At 40.4% G+C, this 18,014-nt stretch carries 14 protein-coding genes; 3 read left to right on the top strand and 11 right to left on the bottom strand.

Annotated features, from left to right (window positions below; genetic code table 11):
* Positions 1 to 397: 397 nt before the first annotated feature.
* Both ACFIJJ_RS05540 and ACFIJJ_RS05535 read right to left on the bottom strand, forming a co-directional pair.
* The gene (locus tag ACFIJJ_RS05540; protein ID WP_375646274.1) at positions 398 to 589 is read right to left on the bottom strand and encodes a hypothetical protein; all 192 of its coding nucleotides are present in this window, start codon (positions 587 to 589) and stop codon (positions 398 to 400) included.
* 142 nt (positions 590 to 731) lie between these two features.
* Positions 732 to 1,058 carry a hypothetical protein gene (locus ACFIJJ_RS05535; protein ID WP_273791298.1) on the bottom strand — a complete coding sequence of 109 codons (327 nt, stop codon included), beginning with the start codon at positions 1,056 to 1,058 and terminating at the stop codon, positions 732 to 734.
* A 788-nt stretch (positions 1,059 to 1,846) separates the two neighbouring features.
* On the opposite strand from ACFIJJ_RS05535, the gene ACFIJJ_RS05530 reads away from it, so the two are divergent.
* Positions 1,847 to 2,215: a helix-turn-helix domain-containing protein gene (locus tag ACFIJJ_RS05530; RefSeq protein WP_375646272.1), complete on the top strand. Its 369-nt coding sequence runs from the start codon at positions 1,847 to 1,849 to the stop codon at positions 2,213 to 2,215.
* A 1,982-nt stretch (positions 2,216 to 4,197) separates the two neighbouring features.
* Here ACFIJJ_RS05530 and ACFIJJ_RS05525 read toward each other — a convergent pair.
* The 3 genes from ACFIJJ_RS05525 to ACFIJJ_RS05515 form a co-directional block, all read right to left on the bottom strand.
* The gene (locus ACFIJJ_RS05525) at positions 4,198 to 4,593 is read right to left on the bottom strand and encodes a hypothetical protein (protein ID WP_375637704.1); all 396 of its coding nucleotides are present in this window, start codon (positions 4,591 to 4,593) and stop codon (positions 4,198 to 4,200) included.
* 652 nt (positions 4,594 to 5,245) lie between these two features.
* On the bottom strand, positions 5,246 to 6,481 hold the full coding sequence (locus ACFIJJ_RS05520) for an MFS transporter (RefSeq protein WP_375646295.1): 1,236 nt from the start codon (positions 6,479 to 6,481) through the stop codon (positions 5,246 to 5,248).
* 485 nt (positions 6,482 to 6,966) lie between these two features.
* Positions 6,967 to 7,122, bottom strand: coding sequence for a hypothetical protein (locus ACFIJJ_RS05515; protein WP_375643510.1), 156 nt, complete (start codon positions 7,120 to 7,122; stop codon positions 6,967 to 6,969).
* Positions 7,123 to 8,144: 1,022 nt separating this feature from the next.
* On the opposite strand from ACFIJJ_RS05515, the gene ACFIJJ_RS05510 reads away from it, so the two are divergent.
* A complete protein-coding gene (locus ACFIJJ_RS05510) occupies positions 8,145 to 8,516 on the top strand; it encodes a helix-turn-helix domain-containing protein (RefSeq protein WP_375646270.1) in 372 nt (123 codons plus the stop codon).
* Between the two features lie 237 nt (positions 8,517 to 8,753).
* On the opposite strand, the gene ACFIJJ_RS05505 is transcribed toward ACFIJJ_RS05510, so the two are convergent.
* The 5 genes from ACFIJJ_RS05505 to ACFIJJ_RS05485 form a co-directional block, all read right to left on the bottom strand.
* Positions 8,754 to 9,881, bottom strand: coding sequence for a hypothetical protein (locus ACFIJJ_RS05505; RefSeq protein ID WP_375646268.1), 1,128 nt, complete (start codon positions 9,879 to 9,881; stop codon positions 8,754 to 8,756).
* An 840-nt stretch (positions 9,882 to 10,721) separates the two neighbouring features.
* Complete coding sequence (gene clpB, locus ACFIJJ_RS05500; protein WP_375646266.1) at positions 10,722 to 13,301, bottom strand: ATP-dependent chaperone ClpB; 2,580 nt, start codon at positions 13,299 to 13,301, stop codon at positions 10,722 to 10,724.
* Positions 13,302 to 13,497: 196 nt separating this feature from the next.
* Positions 13,498 to 13,656: a hypothetical protein gene (locus ACFIJJ_RS05495; RefSeq protein WP_375646264.1), complete on the bottom strand. Its 159-nt coding sequence runs from the start codon at positions 13,654 to 13,656 to the stop codon at positions 13,498 to 13,500.
* Between the two features lie 248 nt (positions 13,657 to 13,904).
* Positions 13,905 to 14,033, bottom strand: coding sequence for a hypothetical protein (locus tag ACFIJJ_RS05490; protein ID WP_375646262.1), 129 nt, complete (start codon positions 14,031 to 14,033; stop codon positions 13,905 to 13,907).
* A gap of 118 nt (positions 14,034 to 14,151) precedes the next feature.
* Positions 14,152 to 14,286 (bottom strand): hypothetical protein, encoded by a 135-nt coding sequence (locus ACFIJJ_RS05485; RefSeq protein WP_375646259.1) that lies wholly within the window; start codon positions 14,284 to 14,286, stop codon positions 14,152 to 14,154.
* A 1,087-nt stretch (positions 14,287 to 15,373) separates the two neighbouring features.
* Here ACFIJJ_RS05485 and ACFIJJ_RS05480 point away from each other — a divergent pair.
* On the top strand, positions 15,374 to 15,745 hold the full coding sequence (locus ACFIJJ_RS05480; RefSeq protein ID WP_375646256.1) for a helix-turn-helix domain-containing protein: 372 nt from the start codon (positions 15,374 to 15,376) through the stop codon (positions 15,743 to 15,745).
* Between the two features lie 426 nt (positions 15,746 to 16,171).
* Here ACFIJJ_RS05480 and ACFIJJ_RS05475 read toward each other — a convergent pair whose 3' ends face one another.
* Positions 16,172 to 17,380: an MFS transporter gene (locus tag ACFIJJ_RS05475; protein WP_375646293.1), complete on the bottom strand. Its 1,209-nt coding sequence runs from the start codon at positions 17,378 to 17,380 to the stop codon at positions 16,172 to 16,174.
* Positions 17,381 to 18,014 lie beyond the last annotated feature (634 nt).

Here is an 18,014-nt window from a genome sequence, read left to right as displayed (position 1 = left end):
GCACGGTATCCCCCACCCAAATCATAGCCTCAGCACATAGCTCTCGGGCATATCCAAAGCCCAATATCCTCCAATATCATGCCCTCTCAAGCATCACCAATCCTCACACTTGTCTATCCCCCAAGATACCCCCACCAAAACACATGTATCCCGCAAGCATAACACTTCTCTCAAGTTTCATGCCCTCACCTATCAAAACACTGTTCCATATCCACCACACAAATACCCTGCACCAAATCCCCTCCAGCACACGGGCCCTTACGGCATCATTCACCAAAGCCCCTTCCAGTATCACGAGCGCCCACAAGCACGATAGCCTCCGCTTCAATTCCCTCAAGATAGGCAATCACCAAAGCAGCCCCCTTCCAAGACATCACCCCACATCACCCACCTCAGCCTAACATTTTTCAATATCACAAGCCTCAGTTATCGAAGTATCACACTTCTCCGGTTCACTATTTTTTGCATTCACTGGTACAATCTCAATACGCAAAACTGTTTTTGATATCTCCACACCTTCAATAACGAGAAAAGACCAAACCTTCACAAAAATCCAAAACAGTAGATAACAACCACGCCCCCTAAGCATTGTACCTCTCGAGTATCACCTCTTCAGCACACGCCCCTCTGTCATCGCCCATAAAATCCGGTGTCTCCACGTAGGAAGCCCAAATATCTCCCACCAAAATATTCTGCTCTCCAGTAAATGCCCAAACATCACAGCGCCTTCTTCAAGCCTCAGTTATCGAAGTATCACACTTCTCCGGTTCGCTATTTTTTGCATTCACTGGTACAATCTCAATACGCGAAACTGTTTTAACCTGCCCTTCTCCAGCCCCCTGAAGAGGCAACACTTTTGCCAGCAGCGAAAAAAACGGTACGGGATTATTGAGAGCATGATACTGAAGATAAGACACCAGCCCATCTTCACCATAGTGATATCCAGCCTGCTCCGCCGCTGTCAAAAGAGCTTCATTAAATCGCTTTGTTGTTTTATTTAAAGCCCCTTTTTTCCGCCCTCTTCGACGTAAGGGAAGACAATGTTCATCTACCATCATCATGTTCCTTCCAACTAAAGAGAAACCAAAACCTCAAACACAAAAAATGACATAAAAATCAGCAACAAAATTTGCCAAGCATTCAACAATTAAAAAATGGGACACACCCAAAAAGATAAGAGCCCACATAAAGCCCAAATCCTCCGCATAATTTTACAGATTCACATTTTTACGCTTTTACATCATTACAGAACGCAGCCAAATGAAACGCTCAAATCACTACCCCGCACCGTTCTGTAAACACGGGTCTGTCAACAAGCTGATTTCTCGTCTATCAGATTTCCCTGCTGATTATTTCATATGGCTATCCCACACTTCAAAGAATGGTGTTTCATCAAACACGCCAGATAAGCTCTGATCTACAATTCGACTTCAAAAAGCAAATTTTCCTCTGCTGAATAAAGCTTCCACCCCGCACCGGTTTTAAACTATCATCCAACCTCTTACCCAATAAATTCCCCTACTAACATCAGATTACCGCCCCCAAACATCCCTATTTTACAGTATAACAGACTAAAAAATATTTTAATTTTCTTGCCAATCTTCTGAAACTACTTTATTGATAGTTCTGTGTTTTTGATCGTCCACGCAACGGTCAAATAGGGATTTGAAAGCCCGAACGCTCAGTACATAAATTTATCCCGCTTTGCGGATATCCCGGAATTCCGGGAGCTTTTGCTATGTCCAAGTGCTTGTCAGCACTAAAAGCAAAAGGCTGGCTGAGCTCAGTGCTTTCAAACTCCCGGAATACCAATGCGAGGGCGCTCGCAACCGGAGGGGAGCTTGAAGTGCAAACTAAAAATTCACATTTTAATGACATTTCAATAGGTAAAAGAATCCGTTATAGACGACTTTCAATGGGACTTTCTCAAAAGGAATTAGGAAGCCATTTAGGTGTCAGTTTTCAACAAATCCAGAAATATGAAAAAGGTTTAAATCGTGTAAGCGCGGGGTGTTTGCTCGAAATTGCTAAAAAACTAGAGGTTCCTATGAACTTTTTTTATGCGGACCTTTTAACAGCAGATATTCCCACAAAAGAACATGCCTTACACCACGATCAAGACACATACAGCGAAAAAGAACACGCCCTTTTGAAAAACTTTAGAGAGCTCGAAGCGAAAAAACAAAAAGCAATTTTGTGGTTAATTTCTGATTAGACAAAAGAGCATCAATCGACATCCTTTGCCAATATCCCCCTCTGCCTAAAGCCTTGCCCGCCTGATACCACCACATCTCAAAAAACGGTTTAGGCACCGGTTTACAACATCATAGGATAACAAACTTCAAAATAGGATAACAAACACCAAAATCTTGGAAAGACATCCCCACCCCTCTCACAGAATCTTATCAAAAGATCTCTTCTGATTTAAACGCACAATTCCGATTGTATCATTATGATACCTTTTTACATTTACCTTGTCAAGTTTTTATATTTTTCTTTTGATACTTTTGTGTTTTTCTTTAAGGGAGCCACATCCCTCAAAACACTTTTCCTGCAAAATGCCCCTCATACAAAACACAATGTCTAAAACAACAAGAGCTAAAATAGGATTTTTCCTAAATAGGTATCCCTCTAAATGGGCTTCCGCCTAAATAGAATTCCCTCTCTAAATAGGATTTCCCCTCTAAATAGGATTTCCCCTCTAAATAGGCTTTCATTGTATTGCTCATTCACCCGCTTACTAAAAAAAACACCTCTCAATGCTTCTCACACCCATTTCACGGACATCCCCCATACAAATATAAATGCAACTATAATTGTTAAGTTCCGCATAGAATATAAACGCCCACCACGATTTTTCTCTCTTCACATCTCTTTACACATCAGCTCTGCAATCTGTTCACAGCCATTCCCCCCACACTCTTCTCCAGAAAACGCACTTCAACAGCACTCTTCATCCCAACTTTCTCCTCCATTCACGAAGACACTTTCCCCCAATCCTTCTCACCACTCCATACAATAACAATATATTGATTTATAATGATAATTTAGCATTATTGATACTGATTAAGAGTTCCGAATATCGTAAGATTCTCTCATTTCAAATCCCTCCCATGTTGAATCAATCAAAATCACTCGCTTGCACGTCAAAAGCAGGGGAGAGCCCGTATGGATAAAAAACGATTAAGAAAGGAATAAAATGGCTCTTATGAACCGTCTCAAGTGCCAAGGGCTGTAGCCAACACCCACGAGCTAGCACAAATATAATGATAGTGCCGGCTTGCTCTTTTATGAAGCGTAAAGATAGGGGTGCTCAATGGATTTATCATTATACCATGACAAAAAAATGCACAATACACAAAGCACAAATCCTCCGCATCATTTTACAGATCACCGTTTTTACGCTTTTACATCTTTACAGAACGTAAGCCAAATAAAATTTCCACATCACCACTCCGCACCGCTCTGCAAACACTGGTCTGCAACAATCTGATTTCTCGTCTATCAAATTCCCCTGCTGATTATTTCATATGGTTATCACGACACCTCAAAGAATACCGTGTCATCAGACAAGACTGATTAAGCCCTGCCTTCAAATATTCTCCACACACTCTTCTCCAGAAAACGCACTTAACGCCCCTCTTCATCCCAGCTTTCCCCGCTCCATTCACAAACGCGTCCCCCAATCCTCGCACCACATTCCATGCCATAATAAAAGCTCTCACAAAGCACAAATCCTCCGCTTCATTTTACAGATTCACATTTTTACGCTTTTACATCTTCACAGAACACAGCCAAAGGAAACTCCCAAACCACCACGCGACAATTTGATAAAAACAAAACACCTTTCCAACAATCTCAAACAACAGATTTCTGTAAAGAGTTCATATGAATTTGATTGTTTAGATCTGACTATTAGATTGGCATATAGAGCCGTAGAACAGAAAGTAATTTTCTATAAGACAGAAACGATAAAAGCGCTATATAACTGAGACAGAACATGAAGAATTGCAAACAGATAAAACGACATCTTTCTTCGTTACAACGCCGAAATTGTAAACGAGACGACGAATAACTGTCATCTGAATATGTAATTTTCACATCTGCAAATTTTTATTGATTAATTCAATCCCAACACTTCCCCTGAAACACATTTCTTCATTATCTACTTTTTTGAGACAAACCGGTAAAGGGGTTTCATCGATTATAAGTGCGGATATAATAACGCGTTACTCCAACCTCATCATAAGAAACCATAGACAAGATACCTGTCTTTATTGGCGTTATTTGATAAGTCAAGATTACACCATTTTGCTGTTTGTTTGGTTGATCTGTATAGATCACGTTATATCCATTCCGTCGCAAGAGATTAATAAATACAGGAGTAAAGTTGTCTTCTGTTTTATTTTTTTTCACAATAAGTGTTGTTGTAGCGGGCGGTAAAGGTTTTTTAAGATTACGGACAAAATCGTTAGCAATTAATTTTATATCATCTTGCGTAATATTTGGACTGACATAACTTGATGAATAATTATTGATAGATGCACAACCAGCCACCAAGACAAGAGGCAACGGAAATAAATATTTTGACATCTTAACTCCCCTATTAATTGCATTCTCTTCTGAGAAGCTCCTACACCAGAAATAAGAGCCTCCTTTCAAAGAATAGCCTTAACAACATATTTCTTTACTATCAAGCATTAGTTAATCACTTTCTCACTTGTTTAAAAAACGACCACCATCTCTCATAGTACTCAAAGCTTATGTTTAAGACACAAAATATATATGTTAAAAGTACGAAAAAACACATGTAAAGCATGTAGTATACATATAGTATATGTATACTTACTTTCATGGTGTATTGCATTACATAAACCAACGCACAGCACCCTTCATTTCCCCTCCATTCACGAAGACACTTTCCCCCAATCCTTCTCACCCCTCCATATCATGACAAAAAACACGCACAATATATAAACCACAAATCCCCACTTCACTTTTACAGATTCATATTTTTACGCTTCTCCACATTTACAGAACAAAGCCAACGAAAGGTTCACCACCCCGTACCACTCTATAAACAACGGTCTGTAAAGAATTCAAATGCTTGCCTAGCAAGTTTCCACCACTGACCACTCATTCGTTTCAGATCACCCCCTTCAAAGAGCTGTGTTTTTACCTCATGAATAAGATAATGAGCGAACCGTCTTTAGAAAAAAGAAACGGCATGGAGATATCAAATATATCAATGGTCGTCATCGACTGTCGTGTTAAGGGGTGTTAACTCTTTATTTTTCTTAATTTTTACAACGCCAATAATTCCGGTGGAAATAATTAATGCGGACATCGCTAAAAAAGAGCTTAACAATCCCACGAGAGCCAAAAGTCCAGCAATAAAGCCAGACATTGCTTCCGCAGAGTTTGCTAAAGTTGAAAAGGTTCCAAAACTCTTACCAAAATCTTCACGACGAGAGTATAATTGAATAGCTGAAACTAAACCAATATCCACAAAGGCACCAATAAATCCTAGAACAAATGCTAACACGAGAAGGAATTTTAAATAAATTTCCGCAGCTAAGGGCATAACAAACAGAATAACCCCATAAAGAAGCCAAAATATCATGAGCTTCAACGAAGTAATATTTAATATAATTTTACTATATAACAAACCACCAACAATAGTTCCAACAGCCATGAGAGAAAAAATATAACTCACAAAGCTTTCCTCTCCCCCCACAAAAAGAACAAAAGCTGGAATTAAAAATCTTAAAATAGCACCCGTAAAGAGAATAGCAAACGACGAGCCAACGAGCGTAATAAATAAATTATTATTTTCTGTAGAAATATATTTAAGATATGAAGCTGTTTCTCGATAAATTTTTATAAAATTGAATGATTTATTCTCGCTTGAATTTAAATTCATGAGATTAAATAACATGATAATAGATATAAAATAGGTAAAAAAATCAAAAATGAGTACTGCCGATTTATTTGCTAAAAAAAGCAGTATGGAACAAACCAAAGGGCCAATGACGGCTGCCGTTTCCATGATAATTTGAGCAATGCTATTGGCCTTTGTAAGATCTTTTATTGAAAACATTCTGGGAATAGCAGCTTGAAAACTTGGTTGGAAAATACTTCTTCCTATCGTTGTACATATTGCTGCAAAAATAAGAACAATGATATGTGCCGTACCTGTTATATAAGTTATAAAAACAAACAATGAAGCTAATAATCTCACAACTTCACTTAAGATCATATTTTTCTTCAAAGAAAAATTATCCGCTAACCAACCTCCTATAGGGCCAAAAAAGAGAAAAGGGATAAATCGAAAAAAATACACAAGACCTGTAAAAAAGGTGTTATCTGTTAATTCTAAGACCAGTAAAATAAAAACAACTTCATAAGCATAATCACCAACTTTGGAAATAAAGAGAGAGCAAAAAAGAGCTAATGGACTCTTTTTTAAAAACAAATTCATATCAACCATCCGATATTAAACTTTGCTACACTTAAAGTTACACTTCCTTCGATACAATTGGTGATATGAACTTCAGAAGAGTCTTTTATTCTAATAAATCGCTTAATAAGTTAAGTGAAAATTTTTAAAGAAATACTCCTCTTGATATAAGCATTTACTCTAATATCAAGTAATATATTAATTTTTCTTGCTTATTTGCTTTAAAAAAGAAAGAATGTAAAAATTATGAGATCACAATCTGCTATATTAGTACATTGACCTCCGCCCCACGTTTCAAAGAATGAAAATTCCCAACCAGCACTAATCTACAATCCCACGTCAAAAAGCAGCTTTCCCCACAAAATAAAGCTTACACCCACCCACGCCTCAAACGACAGCACTTCGTCAGGCTCGACAAATCAAGCCCTATCTCCTCGCCATCCTTCACGCATCTCTTTGCAACACCCGCCTTACCCACACTCTCCTCTTATCCATGCGCACTCTCTTCATCCTCCATTCCCCCTTTTCTCTCCCATCACACACTTAACAACTGAACACCCCTCTTCCTCCCAGCTTCCCCCTCCATTCACGAAGACACTTCCCCCCAATCCTCGCACCACATTCCACGCCCCCAAAAGCCCAAAGTGACCCAAAACACGCACAATATATAATCCACAAATCCCCCACTTCACTTTTACGGATATACGTTTTTACGTTTTTACATCTTTACAGAACGAAACCAACGAAAGGTTCACCACCCCACACCGCTCTATAAACAATAGTCTATAAACGAACCCAGCTTTTTGCCTAGTACCCTTACAGTCTTCAGACACCCCCCTCAAACGACAACACTTCATCAGGCTCAACAAATCAAGCCCTATCTCCTTAAAAACCGCCATCCTTCACGCATCTCTTTGCAACACCCGCCTTACCCATACTCTCCTCTTATCCATGCGCACTCTCTTCATCCTCCATTCCCCCTTTTTCTCTCCCGTCACACACTTAACAACTGAACACCCCTCTTCCTCCCAGCTTCCCCCTCCATTCACGAAAACACTTCCCCCCAATCCTCGCTACCACATTCCACGCCCCCAAAAGCCCAAAGTGACCAAAAACACGCACAATATATAAATCCACAAATCCTCCGCATCATTTTACGGATATACGTTTTCACGCTTTTACATATTCACAGAACAAAGCCAAACGAAACTTCCAAACCACCACTCCGCACTGCTCTGCAAACACGGGTCTGTAAACGAACAAAGCTTTTTGCCCAGTACCCTTACAATCTTCAGACCCCCCCCCTCAAACGACAACACTTCATCAGGCTCAATAAATCAAGCCCTGCCCTCAAATATTCTAGCTCTTCACTCCCCCTAAAAGAGCAGTGTTTTACGGCATAATAGAATAGAAAATTTTTGATTTTTCTTGCTAATCTTCTGAAATTACTTTATCACTTAAAGTGTAATTTTGGTCGTCTACGCAACGATCAATAGGGAACTGAAAGCCCGAAACCTCGATACATAAGAATGAACCCACTTTTGTGGGGGTCTTGGGATTCTGGGAGTTTTTGCTATGTCCAAGTGCTTCTCAGCACTAAAAGCAAAAAGCTGATTTAGGTTCAGTATTTTCAACCTCTCGGAATACCAATGCGAGGACGCTCGCCCCCAGCGGGGGGCTTGAAGTGCCAACTAAAAATCCACATTTTATCGACATTTTAATAGGTAAAAGAATCCGTCATAGACGCATTGCAATAGGGCTTTCCCAAAAAGAATTAGGGAGCTATTTAGGTGTCAGTTTCCAACAAATCCAAAAATACGAAAAAGGCTTAAACCGTGTAAGTGCCAAATGTTTACTGGAAATCGCCAAAAAACTAGATGTCCCCGTAAACTTCTTTTATGCAAACCTTGCCACAAAAGAAGATCTTTCAACAAAAGAAACTCTCTTACACCACGATCAAGAAACCTATAGCGAAAAAGAACACACCCTTTTAAAAAACTTTAGAGAACTCAAATCAAAAAAACAAAAAGCAATCTTGTGGTTAATTTCTGATTAAGCAAAAGCGCAACGATCAACGTTATTCCATTCATATTCCCTTTAAGTCAAATTCAAACCAGCTTCCCCTCAAACAACAGCACTTCATCAGTCTCAAAAAATCAAGCCCTGCCCTCAAATATTGCAGCTCTTCACTCCCCTTCAAAGAGCGGTGTTTTATGGCAGATAGGATAATCAGCTGCATTTTTGTTGTCACTTATAATTTTCCAATGACTTTTGAATGCCTCAATCAATTTTTTTATAGCACTTTTACTCTTTTTAAAGCTTCTTTCTCTGCTTCTTCTTTTAACTTCATGCCATTGGCGCTTTCGTACCTTTTTATTGTTTTTTCAATCTGATCATCAGTCCCTGCTTTAAAGACAATCATTGTTTCAAACGGACGAAATAATGACGATTGCGAAATATGAAACAAGATATTCGTACGCAAATTGCTTGGATCAAAATCGCTATACCCTTTTCTTTTTAAGTCATGGATAGATATCGCTTTTTTTGACATAGCAAGACCAATAACATCGCTATTTTTCTCACCAAAATCTAGTACTTTTAAAAGGTTATTTTTAGCGTCACAAACTGTCGACATATTCATGACTTCGTTAAGAACTTGATCATTTATGTCAAATTGAGCATCTATGCCAAAAATGAATATAAGATCACGCAAAGAACAAGCTTTTTGAAAATAACAAGCATTGTACAAACGTGAGTGAATCCCAAGACAGTTGACTGCTCTTCGAATGATTTTTATAGCGAGCTCATATGATTTTTCATCTAAACAAAAATCACGAATGTCTGGAATGTAGATTTCTTGTGTTTCTTGTAACGGTGCAACTTCACTGTTTAATGCACGATCAATAAGCTTTTCTAACCAATTGTAACTCTCACTATTATCCTGCTCTCGGACAGACGATCTGATCTCTTCTAAAAGATTGTCCAGCCCATACTCTTCTCTAAAAGCACGCTCTCTTCGATCACACGTCATTAGAAATGGATAGTAATCTTCTCGTTTGTCCGGTATAGATGATGCTTCAATTTCTGGATCATTCACTTTAAATGGATCAACGCTTTCTCCACTTTTAACAGGTATCGAATACTCACCTCTAATAGTATCAAAAACTCTCCCCCCTTGCTCCTCCCTAAAAGAAAAGCCTTGTTCAAGAAACATCTTTAATGGATTGGAATCATCCGGTGTTAACGATATACGCTGTATTAAAGACTCCAAAATTTTCTGTTGAAGCACAGCATCACTTATTAACGAATCTTTCTTATCCTCATAGAAATCCTTTAAGCCTTCTGGAATACGCCAATTGAACCTCTTCACTCCCTCTGCAAACCAGCTGTTAATTAATTCCTTGTTTGTGGCTAATTTCATGAGATTACACCCCCGCTTAAATTTCAAATGACCCTTTTTATCAATAAACTCCAATACAGTTCTTATTAAAGTTCTTGAAAAAAGTTCATTATCTGTTTCTTTTACTTAATATTTACCATATTATAGTTTATTGGTAAATAAGTAAAGTAAACTAAATTAAGATATAGATGATATTTTTAATATACACCTCCACTTAAACTTGTCTTTATAACACGAATAGCAAAAATTTTAACCAAAACAAGTTAGGGAGCTTTTTTTCAGTCTTTATCTTGATTAAAAAACTGCAAAGGAGCAAACTTGATTGTGCAGATAATCATACTCCCTCATCTACGAGCCACCGACAAGAGTGCAATCAATCAAACAGTTAAAAAAACTTTTAGCAAAATTTTAAAGCAGAAAAACGCACATCACCGAAAAAATGAGAGAGCAGTACATTTTACGCATCCCCCACCTTTTTCTTAAACAGCAAAAGAACTCCCAATCTATCGTCAAAATATCTTCGTCTAAAATTCCCTACCACCCCTTCAAAGAGCAATATTTTACGGCGGATAAACGGCATTTCTCTCTAACGTTTTTACGCACAAAGCAATAAAGCAATCCCGCTTGTGACTTCACTTATAACATTGCAAGAAAATAGTTTTCACGACAAACAGAAGTAAAAGAATCCTACGATATTCGAAAACGCTGATTTAACATGCAAAAACACCGACCACTCCCTTTGCTTTGCGATAAAACACCGCTGTTTCATCGTGAATTTTTCTAAATCAGCACGCCTCAAAGAGCGGTGTTTATCACATAATAGGATTATCACCGCCCTTTATAGCGTGAATTTTTCCACACTTAATCTTCAGGCAAAAATTCCAACCGATCTCCTTGTTTTGTAATTTTCACCGTCGTCTCATCGTGAATTTTCCCAAATAAGATATTTTCCGCCAGTGGGTCTTGAATTTCTTTTTGGATAATCCGTTTAAGCGGACGCGCACCATAGAGCGGATCATAGCCCTTATCGGCAAGAAATTTTCTCACCTCTGGCTCGATTTGCAAAGTTATTTTGCGTTCATTGAGCAAATTTTGCAAATGTTCTATCTGAATATCGACGATCGCTTCCATATCGTGACGTTGCAGCCTTTGAAAGAGAATAATCTCATCAATACGGTTTAAAAACTCCGGACGGAAAGCCGCTTTCACAACATTCATAACATCATTTTTTGCCTGCTCAACGGTTTGCCCTTCAGGCAAAGCGGTTAAAAATTCAGCACCAAGATTAGAAGTCATAATCAGCAAGGTATTGCGAAAATCGACGGTACGTCCTTGACTATCGGTCAAGCGCCCTTCATCGAGCACTTGTAGCAAGAGATTAAAAATATCAGGGTGTGCTTTTTCAATTTCGTCAAACAGAATAACCTGATAAGGTCTTCTACGTACAGCTTCGGTCAGCACCCCACCCTCTTCATATCCAACATATCCAGGTGGCGCCCCAATCAGCCGCGCCCCAGCATGCTTTTCCATATATTCCGACATATCGATGCGTAACATGGCATTGGAGTCTTGGAAAAGAAAAGCGGCAAGTGCTTTGGTTAATTCGGTTTTTCCCACACCAGTAGGACCCAAAAACATGAAAGAGCCAAGCGGACGATTAGGATCTTGCAACCCTGCACGCGCACGGCGTACAGCGCGAGAAACAGCTTGCACAGCCTCTCCCTGCCCAATCACACGTTTGCTAATTTCATCTTCCATACGCAACAGCGCCTCCCGTTCTGCCTCCAGCATTCGATCAACAGGAATACCGGTCCAGCGCGAAACAATCCGCGCCACATGTTCAGCAGTGACCGTCTCTTCAACGAGATGATTTTGTTGGTCATCATTTTCCGCGATACTCAATTGTTTTTCGAGTTCAGGGATAACGCTATAAGCGAGCTCTCCAGCGCGTTGGAATTGTCCATCACGCTGTGCAATAGCCAAAGCATTACGGGCTTCTTCGAGTTGTTTTTTCAAATCAGCAGCATGCCCTAATTTTTGTTTCTCAGCCTGCCAAGCACTTGTCATCTCAGCGGACTGTTGTTCCAATGTTTTGAGTTCCTCCTGCACATTTTCCAAACGTTCTTTTGCTGTTGGCTCGACATCTGTTTTCAAAGCTTCCCGTTCGATCTTCAACTGTAAAATACGCCGATCAACAGCATCGAGTTCTTCCGGCTTTGAATCGACCTGCATGCGCAACCGTGCCGCCGCTTCATCGATAAGGTCAATAGCTTTATCCGGCAAGAAACGATCCGTAATATAGCGGTTAGACAAACGCGCCGCCGCAATCAAAGCACTATCAGCCAAGCGCACTTTGTGATGTTGTTCATATTTTTCCTTAATACCGCGCAAGATAGAAATAGTATCTTCTAAAGAGGGTTCCGGTACAAAGACAGGTTGAAAGCGTCGTGCAAGAGCAGCATCTTTTTCGACATATTTTCGATATTCATCGAGCGTAGTAGCCCCCACACAATGGAGCTCTCCGCGTGCAAGAGCAGGCTTTAACAAGTTAGAAGCATCCATAGGACCGTCAGATTTTCCAGCCCCAACGAGATTATGCAATTCATCGATAAACAAAATGATCTGCCCATTTTCAGCTTGCACCTCTGCCAACACCGCTTTGAGGCGCTCTTCAAATTCCCCACGATACTTTGCACCAGCGATAAGCGCTCCCATATCCAACGCATGAAGCTGTTTATCCCGCAAAGTTTCAGGCACATCGCCATTAACAATGCGCAATGCCAACCCTTCCACAATAGCTGTTTTCCCCACCCCTGGTTCACCAATAAGTACAGGATTATTTTTGGTCCGCCGTGAAAGCACCTGAATAGTGCGGCGGATTTCCTCTTCCCGCCCAATCACAGGGTCAAGTTTTCCTTCACGGGCATCTTTTGTGAGATCACGGGCATATTTTTGCAAAGCATCATATTGGCTTTCGGCATGGGGGCTTGTTGCTGTTTTTCCTTTCCGCAAATCATTAATAGCCTCATTAAGCGCTAGCGCTGTCAACCCTCCGTTTGTAAGAATATCAGCAGTTTTTGCGGTCTTTTCCATGATCAGCGCTTGCAACACACGCTCAACAGTCACAAATTGATCACCGGCTTTTTTCGCCAAATCTTCCGCCATGTTAAAGACTTTTGCCAACGGCTGAGAGAGATAGAGCTGTCCATTCCCCCCTTGCACTTTAGGCAAAGCATCAAGTGCTTCGTTAAGCGCCTTTCGAATAAGAGTAAGATCACCACCCGCTTTTTGGATCAGTGATGCTGCCAATCCTTGAGAATCGTCTAACAACACTTTCAACAGATGCTCCGGCAAAAACTGCTGATGATCAGAAGCAAGGGCACCACTTTGTGCTGATTGTAAAAAACCCTGCACGCGTTCGCTATATTTTTCCAAATTCATTTTTTTTCCTTAAATCTCAAGCCACCACCGCACTTTAAATTCCCCCAACATTCCACAAAAGAGACATCTTCAAAGGACAGCCCACCCCCCACAAAACACCGCAAATGATGCCGCATGAAGAAGAACCGTAGTGCTAAAAAGAATATGGGTTTTTACACGCCTCATAGCAAGAGGGAGAAAAAAATACGCTATCAATTTAAACAAAAACCGCAACTCCCCTATACGCCCCACCAGCCCAACCTCCCCACCAGCCCAACCCCAACCGACCTAGCCCCACTATTACAGTCTCTTCACCCCCAATGCTCCCATCGATGTCAAACAAAAGCCCACCATGACAAAAACACACACAAAACATAGCCCCCCACCTTTCTCACAGACACATTTTTACGCTTTTACATCTTTACAGAACGAAGCCAACGAAAGGCTTACCACCCCACACCGCTCGATAAACACTGTTCTGTAAAAGAACCCAGCTTTTTGCCTAGTACCCCCCTTACAGTCTTCAGCCTCCCCTCCTCAAACGACAGCACTTCATCAGGCTCAACAAATCAAGCTCTATCTCCTTAATCACCATTCCTTCACGCATCTCTTTGCACCACCGCCTTACCAACACTCTCCTCCTATCCATGCGCACTCTCTCCATTCTCCCTTCCCGTTTTTCTCTCCCGTCACACACTCACAACTTAACAGCACTCTTCCTCCCAACTTCCATTCACTGACTCTTTCCCTCATTTATCTCGCCACATTTCTCACCATGACAAAAACACGCACCACACATAGCCCCCCACTCCTTTTTCACAAACACATTTTTACGCTTTTACATCTTTACAGAACGAAGCCAACGAAAGACTTACCACCCCACACCGCTTTGTAAACACTGTTTTGTAAATAATTCAAATACTTGTCTAGCAAGTTTCCACCACTGACCACTCATTCGTTTCAGATCACCTTCCATTCCTCCCACACTCTTCTCCAACCAACGCACTCAACAACACTCTCCATTTCTCTTCCAGTCTGGCACCTCCTCCAATCCTCTCACCACATTCTATGTCAGACAAAAGCCCAACGTAACCAAAACACGCACAATATATAAATCCACAAATCCTCCGCTTCACTTTTACGGATATACATTTTTACGCTTTTACATCTTTACAGAAGGCGACCAAAGGAAAGGTTCACCACCCCGCGCACCACTTTGTAAACACTGTTCTGTAAACAATCCAACTTCTTATCTCAAAGGCCCCCTACTGATCACTTCGTATAGTTATCACCCACCCCACAAACGAGACTGTTTCATTAGACTAGACAGATAAGTCCAGCCTAAAACATTTATCACACACTCTAAAAAACGCCTAAATGTGGATATTGATATGCTGATATCACACCCCTCCAAATAGCGCCGTTTTATGGCATAACAGAATAGAAAATTTTTGATTGTTCTTGCCAATCTTCTGAAATTACTTTATCACTTAAAGTGTCATTTTGATCGTCTACGCAGCGATCAACAGGGAAAACAGGCCCTAAACCCTAGCGTACAATTGAGCCTACTCTTGTGGGTTTCCCGGAATTCCGGGAGTTTTTTGCTATGTCCAGGTGCGTTTCCGCACTAAAAGCAAAAAGCTGACTAGGGTTCAGTACTTGTTACTCCCGGAATACCAATGCGAGGGCGCTCGCAACCGGAGGGGAGCTTGAAGTGCCAACCAAAAATCCAAATTTTATCGACATTTCTGATTAAGCAAAAGACGCGATTTATAATCCATATTTCGCACTTTTTTAAAAAGTACCCAATTTTATAGTCTTTGAGATTATTTTCATTTCTCTTGCCAATCTTCTGAAATTACTTTACAAATTAAAAAATGTTTTTTGATCGTCCACGCAACGATCAATAGGGAAGACAAGCCCTAAGTCCGAGCGTACAATTGAACCCACTCTTGTGGGTATCCCGGAATTCCGGGAGATTTTGCTATGTCCAAGTGCTTTAAGCACTAAAAGCAAAATGCTGACTCGGACTCAGTACTTGTTACTCCCGGAATACCAATGCGAGGGCGCTCGCAACCGGAGGGGGGCTTGAAGTGCCAACTAAAAATCCACATTTTATCGACATTCTGATAGGCAAAAGAATCCGCCACAGACGCATTTCAATGAGCCTTTCCCAAAAAGAATTAGGAAGCCATTTAGGTGTCAGTTTTCAACAAATCCAAAAGTATGAAAAAGGCTTCAATCGTGTAAGCGCAGGATGTTTACTCAAAATCGCCCAAAAACTGGAAGTTCCTATAAGCTTTTTTTATGCAGACATTGCTACAAAAGAAGATATCTCAACAAAAGAAAATACCCCACACCACAATCAAGAAACCTATAGCGAAAAAGAACACACTCTTTTGAAAAACTTTAGAGACCTCCAGCCAAAAAAACAAAAAGCAATCTTGTGGTTGATTTCCGATTAGGAAAAAGAGCAACAATTAACATACCCCTCTGCCTAAAGTTTCCCATACCTGATATCACCATACCTCCAAGAGTGATGTTTTATGGCATATAAGATAATTCACACTATAGCTTGTTTTCTGTTTCCATTATTGCTTCAAGCCAAGCTGATTGAGGATTAGCAGCTGGGGTTTAAAGTTTGACTATTCGTAGCAAAGCGGAGTTAAACAAAAATGACATTATCGCTCAAAACCATGCCCCCCTATTGCGTTTACGAGACAGTGGAACCGTGTCAAGAAAGCAAAGCCCCGAAAAAAACATATGAGCGGTTAAGTAAAAATCAAAAATTGAATCTATAACGTTGAAAAAGCTGCTCTATGTTGGATTATCTCCACGTCCTCTAAACCTCAGAAAAATGATTTAAAACATTTGTTTCGTTGATGAGCCAATCATTGAGAACGAATAATAGACAAAGAACGGTTCACCAATATCCTGATAGCCAATAAACAGAATAATCCACTCAATCCAGAAAGAAGGAACAATTTTCCAGCCGAAGTGTGACCTAAAACAAACGCTCCAACAAACGGCGCCACCAACATAGCTAAATTTTGTATAGACTGCACCCATCCGGAAGCCACCCCAATCTGTTCATTGAAATTGCTTACCAGATAAACATTAGAAGATATGGAAAAGTAAGCGCTAACCATTCCAATAAGGAAAAAACAAAGCAACAAAGTCTCAATACGGAGTAAATAAAAGTAAAAAAAGCACACTGAGATCATGACAAAACCAATCATTGTTGACATTGCCGGCATTAACAACTCCGATATTTTGCCTGTAAGGGGTTTATGCTTTGATTGTTTCACACGCCAAAACCCATAGAGAAAATTACCAATCGCTGAAGCAGATACCAGCATTCTAAGAGTCTGTTTATTCATTTTCATTGTGCCGAGAATAACGGGCAACTGATTATTCACCATAAAGACCATGGCAAAATACACAAACACCACCGCCACATAGGCATACCAAGCTGTCCCATAAAGCCTCTGCTGTACTTGCGTGGTATTCGTTTTTTTTATTCTTAGCGACGAGACAAGTTGTGCACCAAGACAACAAAACACGATAAAGCCTAGCAATGTCAAAAAACCAGAAAATAATAAAGTATATGTATCTGATAAAAGTACAGACAGAGCACTCCCCAAAGCAGGTCCTATCATCTTTGCTGCGCTATTGATCATGTTAAGCACAGAATAGTAACGAGTCCGTCCGTGTTCAGGCACAGAATTTGCACTAAGAACGGAAATTGCAGGCATGGCTAGACTGTTGAATGTCGCTCGAATAACTGCCAGTATAATAAATCCTTGCAGACTCGTCGCCAGCAATAAACCGACAGTACATAGCGCCCGTAACAGCAGTGACGCCCGCAACCAATGGATCATAGAACGGTGACTTACCAACATTCCAATTGGCTTAGACAGAACGATACCAGGGAATAATGTTGCCGCTCCAATAAAAGCGACATCATATTGATTAGCTTTCCAAGTGAACACAGATACGGTCAAAATCACGATATAATCAATCCAGCCCCCAAATGACACCATACCATTACCCAGCAAAAGCACCAACAAGCGATTTTTTATTGCCCCACCTCTTTGCACCAAAACACGCACCCCTTCTTTTTCGTTAGCAATACTGATTAGATGACCAATTTTTCCTCATACCCTAAAGGCACCAACAACTTTCACGCAACAAAGCACCAACAAGCGATTTTTTATTGCCCCATCTCTTTGCACCAAAACACACTCCCCCTCTTTTTTCCTTAGCAATACTGATTAGATGATCAATTTTTTCTTACACCCTAAAAGCACCAACAACTTTCACGCAACAAAGCACCAACAAGCGATTTTTTATTGCCCCACCTCTTTGCACCAAAACACGCCCCCCTCTTTTTCGTTAGCAATACTGATTGAACTATCAATTTTTCCTCATACCCTAAAAGCACCAACAACTTTCACGCAACAAAGCACCAACAAGCGATTTTTTATTGCCCCACCTCTTTGCACCAAAACACGCCCCCCTCTTTTTTCGTTAGCAATACTGATTGAACTATCAATTTTTCCTCACACCCTAAAGGCACCAACAACTTTCACGCAACAAAGCACCAACAAGCGATTTTTTATTGCCCCACCTCTTTGCACCAAAACACGCGCCCTTCTTTTTCGTTAGCAATACTGATTGAACTATCAATTTTTCCTCACACCCTAAAGGCACCAACAACTTTCACGCAACAAA

The organism is Bartonella sp. TT29SHDZB, assembly GCF_042193395.1.
Lineage (GTDB): Bacteria > Pseudomonadota > Alphaproteobacteria > Rhizobiales > Rhizobiaceae > Bartonella.
The sequence above is the reverse complement of the archived record's forward strand: the minus strand, read 5'-3'. Positions and strand labels throughout refer to the sequence as shown.